The following is a 17,609-nucleotide window of genomic DNA, read 5'->3' as shown; positions in this document are numbered from 1 at the left end:
TTCCCGACCGGGAAGGCTTTAATCCACGGGTGAGGCGGGCACGGTCGGCGACGAAGCTTTGGGACGGCCCTTTTCGGCGATGGCAATGCCGCCCAAGGTCAGTACCAGTGCGATTACATGGAAAGACTGCAGCTGCTCGCCGATCAGGGCGACGGAGAGCAGCGTTCCGAACACTGGCACGAGATTGATGAAGAGGCCGGCGCGGTTGGCGCCGATTGCGACGACGCCCTTGATATAGAGGATCTGTGCCACCAGCGAGGGGAAGATCGCCGTGTAGAGAGTGATGACCCAGCCGGCCTGGTCCGGCCACTGCGCGGCACCCCGGCCGGCCTCCCAGAGGAGCAGCGGCAGCGAGGTCAGCATGGCGCCGAGCGCCGGGACCGCCATCAGCGTGCGCCAGTCGAGCGGCGGCTTCCAGCGCAGGAAGATCGTGTAAACGGAATAGGCGGCAATGGCTATCAGCATGAGCCCGTCGCCGCGGTTGAGGCTGAGTTGCAGCAGCGTTGCGAGGTCGCCATGCGCGGCGGTCAGAGCGACGCCGATCAGCGTCATGCCGAAACCGAGACATTGCGCCAGCGAGATGCCGGTACGGAAGAACATGAAATTCAGCAGGAAGATCAGCATCGGGATGCCGGCCTGCTCGATGGCGACGTTGATCGCCGTCGTATATTGCACGGCCGAATAAAGCATAGCGTTGAAAAGGGTGTAGCCGATGACGCCGTAGAAGAGGAGCAGCGGCAGGTTCTTCCTCACCACCGGCCAGTCCTTCCGCAGTTGCGGTAGCGAAATTGCGGCGATCATCGCGACGGCAAGGAACCAGCGCAGGAAGGTTAGCATCATCGGGCTGATATGCCCGAGCGCGAGCTTGCCGGCGACGGAGTTGCCGCCCCAGCAGAGGGTGGCGATAACGAGGCAAATATAGGCCGTGGCTTGCAAGAGCGTTCTTCCCGTCTTTCCGCGATCGCCGAGCGCGGCGTTTTGTGACGGGAAATAGCCTGCCGGCTGCTGATTTGTCACGTAAAAAGCCCAATCTGCTGTGACAACAGGGTCGCTTTCCAAAAAACAAAGCTTTATAGATGCGCGGGTTTGAGCAGGTGCGCGGTTCCGCGCCGGTAACAGGAAGAGTTGGATGACGAACGTAGTCGTGGTCGGTTCGCAATGGGGTGACGAAGGCAAGGGCAAGATTGTCGACTGGCTTTCGGAGCGTGCGGATATTGTCGTGCGCTATCAGGGCGGACACAATGCCGGCCATACGCTCGTCATCGACGGCACGAGCTATAAGCTCTCGCTGCTGCCGTCCGGCGTCGTGCGCCCGGGCAAGATGGCCGTCATCGGCAACGGCGTCGTCGTCGATCCGCATGCGCTGATCGCCGAGATCGGCCGGCTGGAGGCACAGGGCGTGACGGTCACGCCTGACAATCTGCGCATTGCAGACAATGCGACGCTCATTCTTTCGCTGCATCGCGAGCTCGACGCGATGCGCGAGGATGCGGCGTCGAACAGCGGCACCAAGATCGGCACGACGCGCCGCGGCATCGGCCCGGCCTATGAAGACAAGGTCGGCCGCCGCGCCATCCGCGTCATGGATCTTGCCGATATCGAGAGTCTTTCCGGCAAGGTCGACCGTATTCTGACGCATCACAATGCGCTTCGCCGCGGCCTCGGCGTTGCCGAAGTCAGCCACCAGACGATCATGGACGAGCTGACCTCGATCGCCGATCGGGTGCTGCCTTTCCGTGATACGGTCTGGCTCTTCCTCGACAAGGAGCGCCGCAAGGGTGCTCGCATCCTCTTTGAAGGCGCGCAGGGCAGCCTGCTCGATATCGATCACGGCACCTATCCCTTCGTGACCTCCTCGAACACGGTGGCCGGCCAGGCGGCAGCCGGTTCCGGCATGGGGCCCGGCTCGCTCGGTTACATTCTCGGCATCACCAAGGCCTATACGACGCGCGTCGGCGAAGGCCCGTTCCCGACCGAGCTCACCGACGAAATTGGCCAGTTCCTGGGCGAGAAGGGGCATGAGTTCGGTACTGTGACGGGGCGTAAGCGCCGCTGCGGCTGGTTCGACGCGGCACTTGTGCGCCAGTCAGTCGCTACCAACGGCATCACGGGCATCGCGCTCACCAAGCTCGACGTGCTCGACGGTCTCGAGGAATTGAAGATCTGCGTCGGCTATATGCTCGACGGCGAACAGATTGATCATCTTCCCGCAAGCCAGGGAGCGCAAGCTAGGGTCGAACCGATCTACGTCACCCTGGAGGGATGGAAGGAATCGACCGTCGGCGCCCGCAGTTGGGCGGATCTGCCGGCACAGGCGATCAAATATGTTCGCCAGGTCGAAGAGCTGATCGGGGCACCCGTCGCGCTCCTTTCCACCAGCCCGGAGCGGGATGACACGATACTTGTGACCGATCCGTTTGAGGATTAAGCTCACGGGTCACTGTGGAGGATGGTTCGGTAGAGTACCGGACTTCTTGAGAAAGTACTGATGGCGGATTTTATTGCAGTCATTCGGCGGGCCGTCGACGGCCTGGCTGAAAATACCCCCGAGATGCGGGTGAAGGTCTACGAACGTGCCCGCGGCGCAGTGCAGCGGCAGCTCGAGAACATGAAGCCGCGTCCGCCGGAAGCCATGCTGCAACGCCAGCTCGAAAAGCTCGAGGCTGCCATCCGCGAAGTGGAAGGCGAACACTCCGAGGCGATGCCGCTCGACGAGCCGGTTGCAGCCGTCACCGCGTCGGAATCCTTCGAAGAGCAAGCGGTTCACGACGAAAGCGAACCGGCGCCGGAGACGGCAGTCGAGGAACCGGCATACGAAGCCTATGCGGAACCGCAGGCGGCCGAGGCCGCCGACGAGCCCGATCACGTGGAAGCCGCCGCACCGCAGCAGGCTGAGGAAGAGGTCGCTGCCGAGGAACCTCTTTCCCAGGAAACACTCGTTTCCCCTGAAACAGCCGCTCCCGCGGAAACCCCTGTTTCCGCCGAGACACCGGTTTCGCCGGAGACATCCGGTCCGGCCGAAACATACTGGCATCCCTCGCATGAGGAGGAAGCGCCGGCCGAGGAATGGCATGCCAGCGAGGCGCGCGACGTCGCTGCTGAAGACGTGCCGGCCGAACATGGCGGCTGGGAGCCGCCTGCCGCGCATCGCAGCGAGCAAGCCGACGAAGACCGTGCCGACGGGCAGCATGCCCTGGAAGCCGACGAGATCGCGGCCGAACCGGCGGCGGTGGAAAGCGAGGAGCCGGAGGCCGAGGAGGCTTACGAGCCCGTCGAGCCGTTGCAGCCGATCACCCGCGGCATAGATCATGCATCCAACCGCCTTGTAGAGCCGGTCGCCGATTTCGATCGTCCGCAGGAGTTCGTCGAGCACAGCCGCGAGGAGCCGTTGCAGGCCGAAGCTGCGGCGCATTTCGACCCCGTCTGGACCGAGCCCGTTGCCGAAACGCCGGCTCCGGCGCCCAAGGATGCGGAGACCGAATGGGCGGAAGAGGAACTCCGGCAATATTCGGAGACGGCGCCGGCGCCGATTACCGCCGATGCCTCGGCGCGCGCCTTCGAGGAGGTGATATCGAGCCTCGAAAAAGTGGCACCCGCCGCCATCATGCCGGCCGCCAAGGAAAGTTTTTCCTGGGAGACGGCCGCCTTCGACGATCTGCCGCCGATCGAGGCCGACAGCGGTAAGAAGACACCGGTTGCCTCTCATTTCGACGATGTCGATATTTTCGCGGAAGTGCACAACGGCAAGCCGGCGCCCGCTAGCGGCGCGCCGAGCGAGGACTGGCGAGAAGCGAAAGCGCTGCGCGGCTACGACCGCCGCGGCTCGGTCGCCGCTGACGACGATGACGCCAATCCGTCGATGGATATCGATCAGATTGTCGCCTCCAAGCTGCAGGGCAAGAGCTTCCGTATGGAACCGAAGCGCCGCCGCTTCGGCATCGGCACCGTGATCACGCTCATCTTCGCACTCATCCTGATTGGTGGCGGCGCCTATGCAGGCTGGACGAACAGAGAGGCATTGGTGGCGATGGTCGACGGGCTCGTCAGCTCGGCACCGTCGCAGGCGACCAGGAACGAGGCGGCAACGCCGCCGGACGGTTCGTCGACGCCTGCCCAGCCGGGCGCGGTGACGCCAGCCCAGCCGACCGCACCAGGAGCGCAGAATACTCCAGCGACGCCGGCACAGCCGAACCCGCAGGTAGCGTCAATGAACAATGACGGCGCTGCGGCCAATTCGAAATTCACCCAGCGGCTGCTGACTGATGGAACTGAGGTCGATAGCGGACCGGCGACCGTGCCGGGAACGCCGACCGCGGAAGGAAAATCGGTGGCCGAACAGAATGTCGCGGCAGCCGATACGCCGCCTGCCAGCGCGCAGGGTGATGCGGCACCCGCCGCCACGCCGACGCCGAACGGTGCGGCGGCATCGCCGCCGCAGGCCGCGCCCGTCGGTTCGTCGCAAAAGATGTTCCTCTATGAGGAGCGCATCGGCCAGAGCTCGCCGACGGCGATCGAGGGATCGGTCGTCTGGAGCGTGCAGCACGAGGCCGGCCAGGGCGGCCGGCAGGAGGCGACGGTGCAGGGCAATGTCACGGTTCCTGAGCGCAATCTCTCGGCTCTCGTCACCTTCAAACGCAATTCCGATCCGTCGCTGCCGGCAAGCCATCTCGTCGAGATCGTCTTCTCGGTGCCGCCGAATTTCGAAGGCGGCAGCATCGACAGTGTCCAGCGCATCTCGATGAAGCGCACGGAACAGGACCGCGGCGATGCGCTGATCGCGGTTCCGGCCAAGATCACCGACGATTTCCATATGATCGCGCTCAACGACTACCCTGATGCGCGCAAGGCCAATCTCGACCTGATGTCGACCCGCAACTGGATCGATATTCCGATCACCTACCGCAACGGCCGCCGCGCGCTGCTGACGATGGAAAAGGGCGGTACGGGAACGGACGCCTTCAATACTGCGATCAAGGAATGGACCGCGCTCGGAGATGTGTCGACGAGCCAATGAGGTGTTTACGCAATGCCAGCGCTCCCAGATCTTGATGGGGTGCTGAGGCTGCGGACAGAGATGAATGAAAAAGAAAAGGCGGGCCGCAAGGACCCGCCTTCTTCAATTGTATCACGCGGCAGGTTATGCCGTGGCTTCAACGACGCGGACGGCCTTGGCCCGTTCCAGGGCTTCCTTGCGAACCGCGTCCTGCACCTTTTCGAAGGCGCGGACCTCGATCTGGCGAACGCGTTCGCGACTGATGTCGAATTCGGTCGAAAGGTCTTCCAGTGTCACTGGATCTTCAGCGAGGCGGCGAGCCTCGAAGATGCGGCGTTCGCGCTCGTTCAGCACGCTCATCGCTTTCGCCAGCATGCGCCGGCGGGTGTCGAGCTCATCCTGTTCGATCAGCACGTCTTCCTGGCTGTCATGGTCGTCCACCAGCCAATCCTGCCATTGACCGCCGTCACCTTCGGCCGCCTTGATCGGCGCGTTCAGCGAGGCGTCGCCGGAGAGGCGGCGGTTCATCGAAATGACCTCCTCCTCCGAGACCTTCAGCTTGGTGGCGATCTCCGAGACGTGCTCCGGCTTCAGGTCGCCGTCATCGATTGCCTGGATGCGGCCTTTCAGCCGGCGCAGGTTGAAGAACAGGCGCTTCTGGTTGGCGGTCGTGCCCATCTTCACCAGCGACCACGAACGCAGGATATATTCCTGGATCGAGGCCTTGATCCACCACATGGCGTAGGTGGCGAGGCGGAAGCCGCGCTCGGCATCGAATTTCTTGACGGCCTGCATCAGTCCGACATTGCCTTCGGAGACGACTTCGCCGATCGGCAGGCCGTAGCCGCGATAACCCATCGCGATCTTCGCGACGAGGCGAAGATGGCTGGTGACGAGCTTGTGGGCGGCATCGCGGTCACCATGCTCGGCATAACGCTTGGCGAGCATGTATTCCTGCTGCGGCTCCAGCATCGGAAACTTGCGGATTTCGTCGAGGTAACGATTGAGACCGGCTTCACCGGCGGTAATGGACGGCAAGGTATTTCGGGCCATAGTGCACCCTCCTAAAGTGAATTCCGGTTCCCGATGGAAACGCATCGTCGCGTTAAAAAAAGCGAACCGGGACGTGCGGCTCTCTCCGAGCCCGCACTAAGTCAACATACAGATAAGTGTGGCGAAACGGCGGTTCAAGGTGCCGCTCACGCAGGTGTGAGTTGGGCAGGCGGCATTCGGAGCCCGGCTTTATCGCCGCAGCGCTTCGACCAGTTCGACCATATCATCCGGCAGCGGCACCTCAAAATGCATGATTTCGCCGGTGCGGGGATGCTCGAACTGCAGCATGAAGGCATGCAGCGCCTGGCGGCCGAAACCGTTGACGATCTTGCGGATCTCTTCGGGCAGGAGATTGGCCTTGGTCTTGAAGCCGGCGCCGTAAACCGTGTCGCCGAGCAGCGGATGGCCGATATGGGCCATATGGACACGGATCTGATGGGTGCGGCCGGTTTCGAGGCGGCACTCGACCAGCGAGGCGAACGCGGTCGCATCCGGCTTCTCATGGAAGCGCTCGACCACCTGGTAATGCGTGATCGCCTCGTCGGCGTCCTGACTGTCGGGGCGCTTGACGGCACGGCGCGTGCGGTCGCCGGTGGCGCGGCCAAGCGGGGCATCGACCATGCCCGACAGTGAGCGGGGCCGGCCCCAGACGACTGCCTGATAGGCCCGCTCCAGCGGCATGGTGCGGCCATGGTCGGCAAATTGCAGCGACAGGTGGCGATGGGCAATGTCGTTCTTGGCGACGACCATGACGCCTGTCGTGTCCTTGTCGAGACGGTGGACGATGCCGGGGCGGCGCACGCCGCCGATACCGGACAGCGTATTGCTGCAATGGTGGATCAGCGCGTTGACCAGCGTCCCTGTCCAGTTGCCGGCGCCGGGATGGACGACGAGACCGGAAGGCTTGGAGATGACGATGACGTCGTCATCCTCATGGAGGATATCGAGCGGGATGTCCTCGCCCTGCGGCGTCGGGTCTTCCGGCTCGGGCAGCGTGAGTTCGAAACTATCGCCGGTGCGCACCTTGCGCTGCGGGTCGGTGACGGGTTCGCCGCGCAGAAAAACCTGGCCGTCCTTGATCAGCGCCTTGATGCGGCTGCGCGAAAATTCCTCGCCCACCTGCGCCGTCAGCCAGGCGTCCAGCCGGCCTTCGGCGCTTTCATCGGCGGTCAGGACTTTTCTATTGCCGGCTGCTTGTTTAAAGGGGTCGCTCAAGACGCTTCTTCTCCGACGTATTTTTTTAGAACGGGACGCACAGATGACAGCAATCGAGCCAGACGACCAGGAAGAGAAGCCCCTTGATCCGGCGATGGAAAGTGTCCGGCGCAAGATGGTCCGCCTGCAGATCGTTTCCGGCGCCATCATGTTCGTGAGCCTTATGGCGGTCTTCGGCGCGGTTGTCTACAAGGTGATGCACAGCGAACCGAAGGAGACGGCGTCGGCTGTTGCCGCCTCCGGCGTGCCCTCGGATGCGCCGCTTGCGGCGACCGTTTCCTTGCCGCTCGGCTTCAAGGTGCAGTCCACCTCGTTTTCGGCCGGGCAGATCCTGTTCTACGGCGAAACGGCCGAGGGCAAGAATAAGGCGCTGGTTTACGATCTCAGGACCGGCCGCACCGTCGCCGACGTCACTGTTACGGGCAATTGAGGCCGGCATGGCCGCCGTCCCGATCGACATCGACAGCGCCGACGATCCGCGCGTCGCTGAATTCCGCGAGATCCGCGAGCGCGACCTGACAGGCCGAGAGAACCGCTTCATCGCCGAAGGCACGGTCGTGCTGCGCATGCTGGCCGAGGCGCATGCGGCAGGCCGCGGCTTTTTCGCCGAGAAGATCCTGCTGCTGCGCAACCGCGTCGAGGGCGTCCTGCCGATCCTGGAGCGGTTTCCGGCCGATGTGCCGGTCTATGTCGCCGGGGCCGATGTGCTCGACGGCGTTGTCGGTTTCCATCTGCATCGCGGCGTTCTCGCGCTCGGGAGGCGACAGGACCGCGGCGAGGCGGCACTTCTCGATGCGCTGCCGGAACGGGCGCTGGTGCTCGTCGGCTGCGGCATTTCCAATCACGACAATGCCGGCTCGATGTTCCGCAATGCGGCCGCCTTCCGTGCGGATGCAGTGCTGCTCGACGAAACCTCCTGTGATCCGCTCTACCGCAAGGCGTTGCGTGTCTCGGTCGGTTCTGTGCTGAGCGTTCCGCACCGTCGCGGCGGCAAGGCGCTGGATGTACTCGTGGCGCTTGCCGAACGGGGCTTTGCCATCTGGACGCTTTCTCCGCACGGCAAGACCGATATCCGCGCCATTCCCGCCTCGACGCGCATGGCGCTCGTCGTCGGCACTGAAGGCGAGGGGTTGCCGGAGGCGCTGCTTGCGCGGTTCCAGAGCGCGCGCATTCCGCAGTCGGAGGAACTCGACAGCCTCAATGCCGCGACGGCGACGGGGATCGCGTTGTTTTCCATGGCCTCGGCGATGGGCCGGGTCTAACGCACATCCTTTCATCGGAATCGATTTTCAGGTTCTGCGTCAATTCAAACATGTTGGCGCGCCGGGCGTCCTATGGCGCGCGCGGGGGATCGGCGATGATCGCGGCTGCCCTGTCGGCAAGGCTGACACGATCGTTCGCGTTCTTTTCCGCAGCTTCGACGAGCAGCGTGCGGATCGGTGAGGCGGGACCCTCGCTGAGTGCGGTCAGCGCCACCATATTGGCGGCGATCGAGGCGATCTCCTCGCGGATCGCACCGTCGCGTCCGGTTACGGCCTTTGCCTTTTGCAGGCGCTCGGCAAGGGCGGCGCTGCGCTTGCGGACATCCTCGCCGATCTCAGCCGTGATCATGGCGGTGTCGAACGTGGATGTGGTCGTGTCTTCGGCCGTCATTTCCGCCGGCAGCTCCGCGACCAACCCGGCAAGGCCGGCGTCGCGCAGCACCCGGTTGACCTTGCGGATCTCGGTGTTGGCGGCCTTCAACTGCTCCTTCAACTTGGCGATCTCCTGCTGGCGACGAGCGACCAGGTTTTCCTTTTCGGTGGCGGAAGCGCTCTCGCGCGCGGCCTTGTCCTCCAGGCGGATCACCATATGCTGCTGCTGCGTCAGTTTCTGTTCGGCATCCTTGGCGCGCTTCTGCAGCAGGCTGACGTCCTGGCGCAGCGTGTCGCGTTCGTCGCGTAGCGCGTTGACGCGGAATTTCAGGCTCTCCGCCTCGGTCTCGCGCGCGGCCAGGTCTATCCTCAGCCCATCGGCCTGTTCACCGAGTTTGCCCAGCCGCGTCCTCATCGTCGTCAGTTCGCTCTCCTTATTGGCAGCGGACTGCTCGGCAATATGCAGATTGGTCTTCAACTGGCTGATATAGTTCTCGTCCTTGCGAAGATGCGAGCGCTGGTCGGCCGCCTCGACATGCATCTCGCCGATCTGGGCCTGCAATTCGCCGATCTCGGCGGCAAACCTGCCGGCGTCGACGGCGAGGGCGTCGTGGCGAAGCTGGAGTGACAGGGATTTCTCGCGCTCACGCAGAAGGTCCTGGGCGGTGCGGGCGTTTTCGGCGGCATAGAGCGCGCGCACCATATCCTTCTGGGCGCGAACCTCCTGCGGGCTCAGCGGCATCGTCGCTTTCAGCCTGTTCTCCGTATACCAGACGATGCGGCGGTGAACGGCGGGCGAGACCAGAAAGACGAGAAAGGCCGCGGTCAGGAAGCCCAATCCGAACAAGAGAGCATATTCGATCACGGCGCGGCCATCGGTAAGAAGGTTGATACGAGGTCAGCCGCGATGATTAAGCACGCGTGACGCGCATGGCAAGGCCGCCGGTGGGGACGGCGGCAGATTCCAGCGGCCTTGAGGCCTCAGAAGGGGTTCCAGGTCGGCGCCTGGGTGATTTTGAGATAGCCGACATTGACGCCGAGGCGGGCGCCGACGCCGGTGCGGATCGGCACGACCAGCACGTCGTTGTTCTTGAGCAGCGTCATGCCGAAGCCGGCGATCACATATGCCGAGCCGCTGACGCCGCCGAAGCGGGCATAGATGCCGTTGACGGAAGGCAGGTCGTAGACCAGCATCATCACGCGCGAGCCTTGGCCACCGTAATCGAGGCCCAGCGAGGGTCCCTGCCAGTAGAGATTATGTTCGCCGGCGTTCTTGGTGTTCAATTGGCCTTCACCATAGGTAAGGCCGGCGATGAAGGCGCCGCCGCCTTCCTGTCCGAGGATATAGCCGTTCGGCAGGCCATATTTCTGGAAGGCACTCTCGACCACTTTGGCAAGTCCGCCGCTGGCGGAGCCGAAGAAGGAGTGGCCGGCGTCGACGATTTCCTGCATCGTGTACTGGCCGTTGTCCTGGGCGGCAGCCGGCCCGGCAACCATCAGCGAGGAGAAGATGAGGGCCGAAAGTAACCTGCAGAAGCCGATGAATCGGTGCGGAAATCGAGGGCGCATGGTGTCATCCGTTCGTCGTTTGGCTAGGAGCGGGCAACCGCTCGCGGCGATTGGTGCATTTTGCGCCGATGATCTTAACAATCGGTTTACCAAATATGGTGTCATTATGGCATCGAGTACGATCGCAAACTTCGCGCAATTTTGATGAAGCATATTCCGGGCGCAATGAAATTGCCGCCCATCAGGAGACAATGATGTCCAAGAACCCCAATCTCACCCTGTCCGGCCCAGATCTGGCCGCGCTTCTTTGCAGCCGAGTTTGCCACGATGTCATCTCGCCCGTCGGCGCGATCAACAACGGGCTGGAACTCCTGGATGAGGGCGGCGCCGATGCCGACGCGATGGACCTGATCCGCACCAGCGCGCTCAACGCTTCCGTCCGCCTGAAATTCGCACGTCTCGCTTTCGGCGCGTCGGGTTCCGTCGGCGCATCGATCGACACTGGCGAGGCCGAGCGTGCAGCCAAGGATTTCGCCGTCGCCGAGAAGAAGACCGAGGTGATCTGGAACGGACCGCGCGCGATCGTCGCCAAGAACCGTGTCAAGCTGCTGCTCAACCTCTTCCTCGTTGCCTATTCCGCCATTCCGCGCGGCGGCGTGCTTGAGGTAACGCTCGAAAATCCCGAGTTCGATGCCAAGTTCAAGCTCACGTCCAAAGGCAAGTTGATGCGCTTGCCGCCGAAATTCGTCGAGATATCGACCGGCACGATCGAGGAGGCGATCGATGCCCATTCGATCCAGCCCTATTACACCGTGCTTCTGGCGCAGGAGTGCGGAATGACGCTTGATCACAGCGCCAGCGCCGACGAACTGGTGTTCACGGCAGTGGCTGCGGCAGCCTGATTTCGGAGCGCAGACGTGCGTCGGCGCTCCGTCCGGTAACGATTCGTTAGCCTGATGGACCTATTCTCCAGGGTTGTAAGAGGCCTCTTGCTGCGACGAATGCGGGGGCAAAGGAGCGGCCATGCAAAGGTTCATGATCACCGATAATTCGGACATCGTCCGTAAGGTCGGCAAGCGCATTCTCTCCGAACTCGACTTTCTCGTCAGCGAAGCCTCCAACGCCGGCGAAGCGCTGCAGCGCTGCCAGGCGGAGCTGCCGGAATATCTGATCGTCGATTCCGGCATGGAAGGCGCCCTCGACCTCATCGCCGCCATCCGTGCCATGGAAGGCGGCAAAGAGGTCAAGATTTATTATTGCGTCGTCGAGGCGGATCTGAAGAAACTGATGGCGGGCAAACGGGCCGGTGCTACCGACTTCCTGCTGAAGCCGTTCGATCGTAAGATCCTGACCGCCGTTTTCGGAAACCGCGCGATCGCCGCCTGACCGGCAGATCTCTTTTCGCCGATATCGGCATCACTGGCGCATGATGCCGAGTGCAAGCGGTTTCAGCCGCCCTACGCTATTTCCTAAAGCGTCGCGATCTTTCAGATTCGCTTGCCACGCTTTAGGTCTTTGCTTTTCCGCATGTCTTTATCGCAAAACCGCTGCACACTTTTGCGAGACATGCTCTAGATCGAAATGACAGAGCATCTCAGGCCGATCCGGCCTGAGGTCATGTGTTGTGAGGGTGGGTTCTTATTGCCCGCAGGCAGAAACGAAAAATCCCGCCGAAAAGGCGGGATCTTCGTTTGTCCGACAAGGGGGATCGGAAAAAAATATCAGGCGGTTTCGGCGTATTCGGCACCATCCGGCTCGCGAAGAACGTAACCACGGCCCCAGACGGTCTCGATGTAGTTGGCGCCGCCTGCAGCGTTGGCGAGCTTCTTGCGGAGCTTGCAGATGAAGACGTCGATGATCTTCAGTTCCGGTTCGTCCATGCCGCCGTAGAGGTGGTTCAGGAACATTTCCTTGGTGAGGGTGGTGCCCTTGCGGAGCGAAAGCAGCTCCAGCATCTGATATTCCTTGCCCGTCAGGTGGACGCGCTGGCCCCCGACTTCGACCGTCTTGGCATCGAGGTTGACGATCAGTTCGCCGGTCATGATGACCGATTGGGCGTGGCCCTTGGAGCGACGGACGATGGCGTGGATGCGGGCGACGAGCTCGTCCTTATGGAACGGCTTGGTCATGTAGTCGTCAGCGCCGAAACCGAGGCCGCGAACCTTGTCTTCGATGCCGGCCATGCCCGACAGGATGAGGATCGGTGTCTTGACCTTGGACAGCCGAAGAGTGCGAAGCACTTCATATCCGGACATGTCGGGCAGGTTCAGATCGAGAAGGATGATGTCATAATCATACAGCTTGCCCAGATCGACGCCTTCTTCACCGAGATCGGTGGTATAAACATTAAAACTCTCTGATTTCAGCATCAACTCGATGCTCTGCGCCGTCGCGCTGTCATCCTCGATTAGAAGTACCCGCATAATTATCCCCTTTACCGCCGCCGAAAGGTGGTCTGGCCCCCTACACGATACCGAACACGCTACGTGATTTGAAAGCTGCCACGAAATGGTTAACAAATTCTAATTCACTCTGGCAAGGAGTATCGAATTTATTAAACAATTTTTCCATTTCTCTGTTTTCCAATAGGAATCTCAAAAAGGTGTTCCTCAACTTTAACATTAGGAAACAGCGCTAAGTGATTCATCCGACTCGCCAATGAAAAGGTTCGAACTTAATGCCGCGGCATTTACCGACCCTTAAATCATCGGGCCTATCATTAACGATGCCCGTAAACGAAAGGTTACCAGCGGTAGGTATTTGTTAATATCGCAGGAAATTTTTTAGCAAACCGTGTCAAAGCGGCGCGCAGGGCGGTTTCAAGTTGAGCCGGGGTCTCGCATCACGGGAGTAATGCGTATGAAGTCGCGAGAAAGTCTCGTTCGCCTGAAGGAATTTCAGGTGAACGAAAAACGACGTCAGTTGCAGCAGTTGCAGATGATGATGTCCGAATTCGAACGGATGACGAAGGATCTGGAGAGCCAGATCGTTGTCGAGGAAAAGAAGTCCGGTATTTCCGACCCGAATCACTTTGCTTATCCGACCTTCGCCAAGGCCGCGCGTCAGCGGGCCGACAACCTGCAGGTTTCGATCAAGGAACTGAAGATGCAGGAAGAGACGCTGGAAATGGCGCTCGAGGAGATGCAGGCGGAATATGCAAGGGCCACAGCGCTGGAAGAGCGTGACGGCGGCGCCAGAGCAAGGGCGTAACAGAAACGGCTGGGTGCCGGCTTTGGCGCCCTGGGATCGCCACTGAGAAGCCATGTATGATGGGCGCGCTGTCCGTTATACATGGCTTTTGGTGTTTGCCTTATGCGTCGCTCCCATGGGAAACGAGATTCGTCCCCCGCGGGGACGATTTGTCTTATGCATGTCCTGTCCCAAAACGCGCTGTGCGTTTTTGGGCGACATGCATTAATTCACGACATCCTTCCATTCCGTATGGCGTTGCGCCTGCGCCTTGAAGAAAGGGCAGAGCGGGATGATCTTCCAGCCGCCGGTGCGGGCTGCCTCCACGGCGTGGAGCGCCAGTGCCTGGCCGACACCTTTTCCGCGCAGCGCATCGGGAACGGCCGTGTGATCGATGATGACGAGCTTCGGCGATGTGCGTGAATAGGTCATCTCCGCCTCGTGCCCTTCGACCTCGGCCGCATAGCGGCCGCCGGAGGCGCCTTCCTCACTTCGAATGTCCATTGTCTTTCCTCGTAACGGATATTGTCTTAGCGGACCGTGACATGGCAGCGCGGTCGTGCCAAGCCGTAGAGGCAATACAGGCAGGAGACAGAGTGTTCATGCAAAATGTCGGATCGATAAGAGATTCAGGGCAATGAGTGCGCTTTCGATGGCTCGCCCCGTGCTTCTCGTGGCCGCGCCGTTCTTCCTGGCGCTCGGTCTCGTCTTGCCGCTGGTCCGTTTCGAGACGCTGTATTTTTTCGACAAGACGCCGTCGCTGATCGAAATCATCGTCTCGCTATGGCAAGGCGGGGACGGGCTGCTGGCGGCAATCGTCGCCCTGGTTTCGATCCTGCTCCCGTTTCTGAAGATGGTCGGCATCACCGTGGAGGCGATGGGGATCACCGCGGAAGCGACGGCCGCCGGCGGTGGGGCCGGCAGCCTGTTCTATCGTCGCGTCGTACCGCATCTGTCCAAGTGGTCGATGATGGATGTGCTGCTGGTCGCGATCGTCATTGCGGCGGCGAAGACGACGGGGCTGGCGGATGCATTCACGCAGCCGGGCCTTTGGTGCTACGCAGCCTCGTCAATGATTTCGGGCCTTCTTCATTCCCTAACGGGAGATGCGTCCGGCCCGAAATAAATGTCGTCAATGCTGGGGTGTGATCAGTGACGATATTGCTGGATGCGCGTGGTGCGCAGGCCGGCAAGACCGTGGCTGTTGATCGACGACTGCCAGGAGAGGAATTCTTCGACCGTGAGCGTGTAACGCTCGCAGGCCTCTTCCAAGCTCAACAAGCCACCGCGAACAGCCGCGACAACCTCTGCCTTCCGGCGAATCACCCAGCGCCGCGTATTGGGCGGCGGAAGATCCGCGATCGTCAGGGGGCTGCCATCGGGGCCGATGACATATTTTACTCGGGGACGTATCATTTCGGTCATTGGACTCTCTACACAACGCAAGACCACGAACCCCACTCTAGCCTGCCACATTTAAAAATTGCCTAAACCCATCGTAAGACTTTGATAACAAATTTAGACGCCCGCCCGGCTGGTGACGTCGGGCAGCGGCATGCTGCTACGTCAATTTGCAGCGCCTGCATGGGAGCCATGCGGAATAAATATTAGCTGATTTCCCGGGATGATCTGATACGTGCGGCAACATAAGAATGAGCGCAAGACGTCGTCTACGTTCGTCCCGCTGTATCGGTCCAGTTCGCGCTTTTGAGGCTTCGTGTCCTCGGGATGCGGCGAAGAAGCCGTCTTTGCTGATGCCCCGACCCGAACTTTTCGCCGCCGGCAGCAAGGCTGAGCCGAAGCTGGCTATACGAGGATACAAAGATGAAAAGACGTGGACGCGCAGTCGGCGACTGCGCTGAGGATGCTGCATTTTCGCCTTCGCAGGCCGATGGCGTCGGGGTTTCGTTTAACGACGGTAAGGAACGGCTCGGGGTGATGGCGAAGCTTGTGGGCTTCGATTTCTATCTGCTCTCGGCTTTCCCGCGGGGCGACCGCACGGATTTCGCCGAAAACCGGTTGATCAGCAATTGGCTGCAAAGCCTTGTCGGCTTTTATGACGCTGCCGATCTCTTCTATTGCGGCAGACTGGTGACCGCGATGAAGCGGGCGATCATGCCGGTCTTCTGCGAGGAGGGGTCTTTTGCGGGCAGCGCCGCCAATCAGGAAAACCGCAAACTCGACAGGCTCTTTCAGATGCACGGGCTGAAGAATACCTTCGCCTTCGCGCAGCATGATGCTGACCTGAAACAATACACCTTCGCCTTTTCAGGCAGCTGTCCTATGCCCACGCGAGAGCAGGCGATGGCGCTGCTCTCCGGCTGCATGGAGCTTCTGGATAAGGTTTCGCGTAGCGGCGGCGTGGAGGATGGTCCGTTGGAGACGCTCACCCGGCGCGAAATCGAATGCCTGCCACGAATTGATTTAGGGAATCACGCAGCAATTCAAAGTGCTACAGCGTCCTTTGCGCGTCTAAAAAGACGAGCGGCGCTGTCGGCAAGAGCAGCGACGAGATCGCAATCATTCTCGATCTCTCGTCGCATACGGTGGCGGGTTATCTGAAGAGCGCGATGTGCAAGCTCGATTCGGTCAGCCGCATGCAGACGGTCGCCGGAGCATTCCGGTACCGGCTGCTCTGAGGCAGCCGGTCCTTTCTCACAAAGCTAAAGCTTGGCAGCATGTCGCGCAAAGTGTGCATCGGTTTGCGCGACATGCGTGAAAACAACGACCGAAAGCGCGAGGAGCCGATCTGAAAGATCGCGACGCGCTTTAAAAGCCTTTTCCGCGGGTCAGCTCCGACACGACGGTTCCGGCAACGATGCGCATATCCATCCAGATCGAGAAATTCCCGACATAGTAGAGATCGCTGGCGATGCGGGCACGCGCCTTGGCCGGACGATCGGTCGGGCCGCGCAGGCCGCGCATCTGGGCAAGACCCGTCATGCCGGGACGCATCGCATGTCGCTGATGATATTCCGGTACGAGTTCTTCGTAGAGCACGCCGCCGGCGCGCATGCCGATCGCATGGCAGCGCGGACCGACGACCGACATGTGGCCCAGCAGCACGTTCAGCAACTGCGGCAACTCATCGACATTCGTACGGCGCAGAATGGCGCCGATGCGCGTGACGCGCGGATCGTTCATTACCGTCTGGGCAACGCCGGAGACGTCGCAGAGGTCGGTGCGCATGGAACGGAACTTGTAGACCTTGATGGCCTTGCAGTTCTTGCCCCAGCGGGTCTGCTTGAAGAGCACCGGCCCCGGGCTGTCGATCTTGATCAGCAGGGCGACGAACAGAAGGAAAGGGGCGAGGACGAGGAGGGCGCTCAACGACGAAACAATGTCGAACGCCCGCTTCAGGACCAGATCCAGCAACGGCGCCTGCGGCGCATCGCTGTGGATAACAGGGGTCTGGATCTTCAGGCTCGGCTGCTGGCGGCGGCTCGGCCGGAAGGACTCTGTCGAAATGCTGTTGTTTAGTTCCGTGATGCTCAAGGATCGTACTCTGTTGTCTTCGAGGGGGCGCGGCGGCAAAAGGCGATCAATGGTTTACCCTGTCACCAGGGCTGCACTTAGGTCTTGGTAACCCTACTAAAACGGAAAAATGCGACAATTGTGTAATGGTGTCCAGAGAAATATCGCATCGCAGCAAATCTTTCGCATTTGCGTTAAGTTGAGGCAAGCTCATGATATTTCGTTAATAATTGGAATTTTGTCAAAGTTTTTAGGCCTTTGGAGGGGTTCGCCGCAGGCTGGCGACGTGCCGATTCGACACGTGGGCCGTGGCTCTTAAGCGTATTTCTTAACGAAAGACGATGCGAAATTTTGCTGATGAAGATATCGATCATCGTCGAAGCCGTGCCGAAATGTGACAAAATCAAGGCAGGATTGATGGCGCGCGGCGTCTTGAAAAGATGCAGGGCAATGAATTCGCAGCCCGAATCGCTCAATCAGGCCCGATAACGCGAATCACTTCACAGCTAGAAATAGGATCGTGGCACGCTTTGAGGGGAGGC

18 protein-coding genes and 1 pseudogene are annotated in these 17,609 nt (G+C 60.9%); 9 read left to right on the top strand and 10 right to left on the bottom strand.

What is annotated here, in order from left to right:
* Positions 1-18: 18 nt before the first annotated feature.
* Positions 19-936, bottom strand: a complete 918-nt coding sequence (locus AC2444_RS16915; protein ID WP_012758711.1) for a DMT family transporter — start codon at positions 934-936, stop codon at positions 19-21.
* 193 nt (positions 937-1,129) lie between these two features.
* On the opposite strand from AC2444_RS16915, the gene AC2444_RS16910 reads away from it, so the two are divergent.
* Together AC2444_RS16910 and AC2444_RS16905 are read left to right on the top strand one after the other, a co-directional pair.
* Positions 1,130-2,428 (top strand): adenylosuccinate synthase, encoded by a 1,299-nt coding sequence (locus tag AC2444_RS16910; RefSeq protein ID WP_012758710.1) that lies wholly within the window; start codon positions 1,130-1,132, stop codon positions 2,426-2,428.
* Positions 2,429-2,488: 60 nt separating this feature from the next.
* Complete coding sequence (locus AC2444_RS16905) at positions 2,489-5,014, top strand: hypothetical protein (RefSeq protein ID WP_012758709.1); 2,526 nt, start codon at positions 2,489-2,491, stop codon at positions 5,012-5,014.
* Between the two features lie 123 nt (positions 5,015-5,137).
* Here the strand turns inward: AC2444_RS16905 and rpoH are convergent, their stop codons facing one another.
* On the bottom strand, positions 5,138-6,046 hold the full coding sequence (rpoH, locus tag AC2444_RS16900) for an RNA polymerase sigma factor RpoH (RefSeq protein WP_003561986.1): 909 nt from the start codon (positions 6,044-6,046) through the stop codon (positions 5,138-5,140).
* Between the two features lie 189 nt (positions 6,047-6,235).
* Positions 6,236-7,261 carry an RluA family pseudouridine synthase gene (locus AC2444_RS16895; protein ID WP_012758708.1) on the bottom strand — a complete coding sequence of 342 codons (1,026 nt, stop codon included), beginning with the start codon at positions 7,259-7,261 and terminating at the stop codon, positions 6,236-6,238.
* A 43-nt stretch (positions 7,262-7,304) separates the two neighbouring features.
* On the opposite strand from AC2444_RS16895, the gene AC2444_RS16890 reads away from it, so the two are divergent.
* Both AC2444_RS16890 and AC2444_RS16885 read left to right on the top strand, forming a co-directional pair.
* Complete coding sequence (locus AC2444_RS16890) at positions 7,305-7,691, top strand: hypothetical protein (RefSeq protein WP_012758707.1); 387 nt, start codon at positions 7,305-7,307, stop codon at positions 7,689-7,691.
* Between the two features lie 7 nt (positions 7,692-7,698).
* Complete coding sequence (locus AC2444_RS16885) at positions 7,699-8,523, top strand: TrmH family RNA methyltransferase (protein ID WP_012758706.1); 825 nt, start codon at positions 7,699-7,701, stop codon at positions 8,521-8,523.
* Between the two features lie 70 nt (positions 8,524-8,593).
* Here the strand turns inward: AC2444_RS16885 and AC2444_RS16880 are convergent, their stop codons facing one another.
* Complete coding sequence (locus AC2444_RS16880; protein ID WP_012758705.1) at positions 8,594-9,760, bottom strand: coiled-coil domain-containing protein; 1,167 nt, start codon at positions 9,758-9,760, stop codon at positions 8,594-8,596.
* A gap of 116 nt (positions 9,761-9,876) precedes the next feature.
* Entirely contained in the window at positions 9,877-10,464 is a 588-nt protein-coding gene (locus tag AC2444_RS16875) for a DUF1134 domain-containing protein (RefSeq protein ID WP_012758704.1), read from the bottom strand.
* A 194-nt stretch (positions 10,465-10,658) separates the two neighbouring features.
* On the opposite strand from AC2444_RS16875, the gene chpT reads away from it, so the two are divergent.
* Entirely contained in the window at positions 10,659-11,306 is a 648-nt protein-coding gene (gene chpT / locus AC2444_RS16870) for a histidine phosphotransferase ChpT (protein WP_003542366.1), read from the top strand.
* Positions 11,307-11,427: 121 nt separating this feature from the next.
* Complete coding sequence (locus AC2444_RS16865) at positions 11,428-11,790, top strand: response regulator (protein ID WP_003542364.1); 363 nt, start codon at positions 11,428-11,430, stop codon at positions 11,788-11,790.
* Positions 11,791-12,125: 335 nt separating this feature from the next.
* Here AC2444_RS16865 and ctrA read toward each other — a convergent pair whose 3' ends face one another.
* Entirely contained in the window at positions 12,126-12,827 is a 702-nt protein-coding gene (ctrA, locus tag AC2444_RS16860; RefSeq protein WP_003542362.1) for a response regulator transcription factor CtrA, read from the bottom strand.
* A gap of 436 nt (positions 12,828-13,263) precedes the next feature.
* Between ctrA and AC2444_RS16855 the strand changes: the two genes are divergently transcribed.
* Positions 13,264-13,614, top strand: coding sequence for a hypothetical protein (locus AC2444_RS16855; protein ID WP_003542353.1), 351 nt, complete (start codon positions 13,264-13,266; stop codon positions 13,612-13,614).
* Between the two features lie 204 nt (positions 13,615-13,818).
* On the opposite strand, the gene AC2444_RS16850 is transcribed toward AC2444_RS16855, so the two are convergent.
* The gene (locus AC2444_RS16850) at positions 13,819-14,097 is read right to left on the bottom strand and encodes a GNAT family N-acetyltransferase (protein ID WP_012758703.1); all 279 of its coding nucleotides are present in this window, start codon (positions 14,095-14,097) and stop codon (positions 13,819-13,821) included.
* A gap of 55 nt (positions 14,098-14,152) precedes the next feature.
* On the opposite strand from AC2444_RS16850, the gene AC2444_RS16845 reads away from it, so the two are divergent.
* Positions 14,153-14,719, top strand: coding sequence for a paraquat-inducible protein A (locus AC2444_RS16845; RefSeq protein WP_017994976.1), 567 nt, complete (start codon positions 14,153-14,155; stop codon positions 14,717-14,719).
* Between the two features lie 23 nt (positions 14,720-14,742).
* On the opposite strand, the gene sciP is transcribed toward AC2444_RS16845, so the two are convergent.
* Positions 14,743-15,018 carry a CtrA inhibitor SciP gene (gene sciP / locus AC2444_RS16840; protein ID WP_007533628.1) on the bottom strand — a complete coding sequence of 92 codons (276 nt, stop codon included), beginning with the start codon at positions 15,016-15,018 and terminating at the stop codon, positions 14,743-14,745.
* 399 nt (positions 15,019-15,417) lie between these two features.
* Here sciP and AC2444_RS16835 point away from each other — a divergent pair.
* Positions 15,418-16,232: pseudogene (locus tag AC2444_RS16835) on the top strand (LuxR C-terminal-related transcriptional regulator).
* Positions 16,233-16,362: 130 nt separating this feature from the next.
* Here AC2444_RS16835 and AC2444_RS16830 read toward each other — a convergent pair.
* Entirely contained in the window at positions 16,363-17,088 is a 726-nt protein-coding gene (locus AC2444_RS16830) for a sugar transferase (protein ID WP_017994975.1), read from the bottom strand.
* A 173-nt stretch (positions 17,089-17,261) separates the two neighbouring features.
* Positions 17,262-17,543, bottom strand: coding sequence for a hypothetical protein (locus tag AC2444_RS16825; RefSeq protein WP_164902791.1), 282 nt, complete (start codon positions 17,541-17,543; stop codon positions 17,262-17,264).
* Between the last annotated feature and the right edge of the window lie 66 nt (positions 17,544-17,609).

Source organism: Rhizobium sp. WSM1328 (genome assembly GCF_057653715.1).
The sequence above is the reverse complement of the archived record's forward strand: the minus strand, read 5'-3'. Positions and strand labels throughout refer to the sequence as shown.

Coding starts and splice junctions, on each gene's coding strand:
- AC2444_RS16850 (WP_012758703.1), bottom strand. CDS start 14,097: ATGGACATTCGAAGTGAGGAAGGCGCCTCCGGCGGCCGCTATGCGGCC.
- ctrA (WP_003542362.1), bottom strand. CDS start 12,827: ATGCGGGTACTTCTAATCGAGGATGACAGCGCGACGGCGCAGAGCATC.
- AC2444_RS16875 (WP_012758704.1), bottom strand. CDS start 10,464: ATGCGCCCTCGATTTCCGCACCGATTCATCGGCTTCTGCAGGTTACTT.
- AC2444_RS16885 (WP_012758706.1), top strand. CDS start 7,699: ATGGCCGCCGTCCCGATCGACATCGACAGCGCCGACGATCCGCGCGTC.
- AC2444_RS16865 (WP_003542364.1), top strand. CDS start 11,428: ATGCAAAGGTTCATGATCACCGATAATTCGGACATCGTCCGTAAGGTC.
- AC2444_RS16905 (WP_012758709.1), top strand. CDS start 2,489: ATGGCGGATTTTATTGCAGTCATTCGGCGGGCCGTCGACGGCCTGGCT.
- AC2444_RS16890 (WP_012758707.1), top strand. CDS start 7,305: ATGACAGCAATCGAGCCAGACGACCAGGAAGAGAAGCCCCTTGATCCG.
- AC2444_RS16855 (WP_003542353.1), top strand. CDS start 13,264: ATGAAGTCGCGAGAAAGTCTCGTTCGCCTGAAGGAATTTCAGGTGAAC.
- AC2444_RS16910 (WP_012758710.1), top strand. CDS start 1,130: ATGACGAACGTAGTCGTGGTCGGTTCGCAATGGGGTGACGAAGGCAAG.
- sciP (WP_007533628.1), bottom strand. CDS start 15,018: ATGACCGAAATGATACGTCCCCGAGTAAAATATGTCATCGGCCCCGAT.
- chpT (WP_003542366.1), top strand. CDS start 10,659: ATGTCCAAGAACCCCAATCTCACCCTGTCCGGCCCAGATCTGGCCGCG.
- rpoH (WP_003561986.1), bottom strand. CDS start 6,046: ATGGCCCGAAATACCTTGCCGTCCATTACCGCCGGTGAAGCCGGTCTC.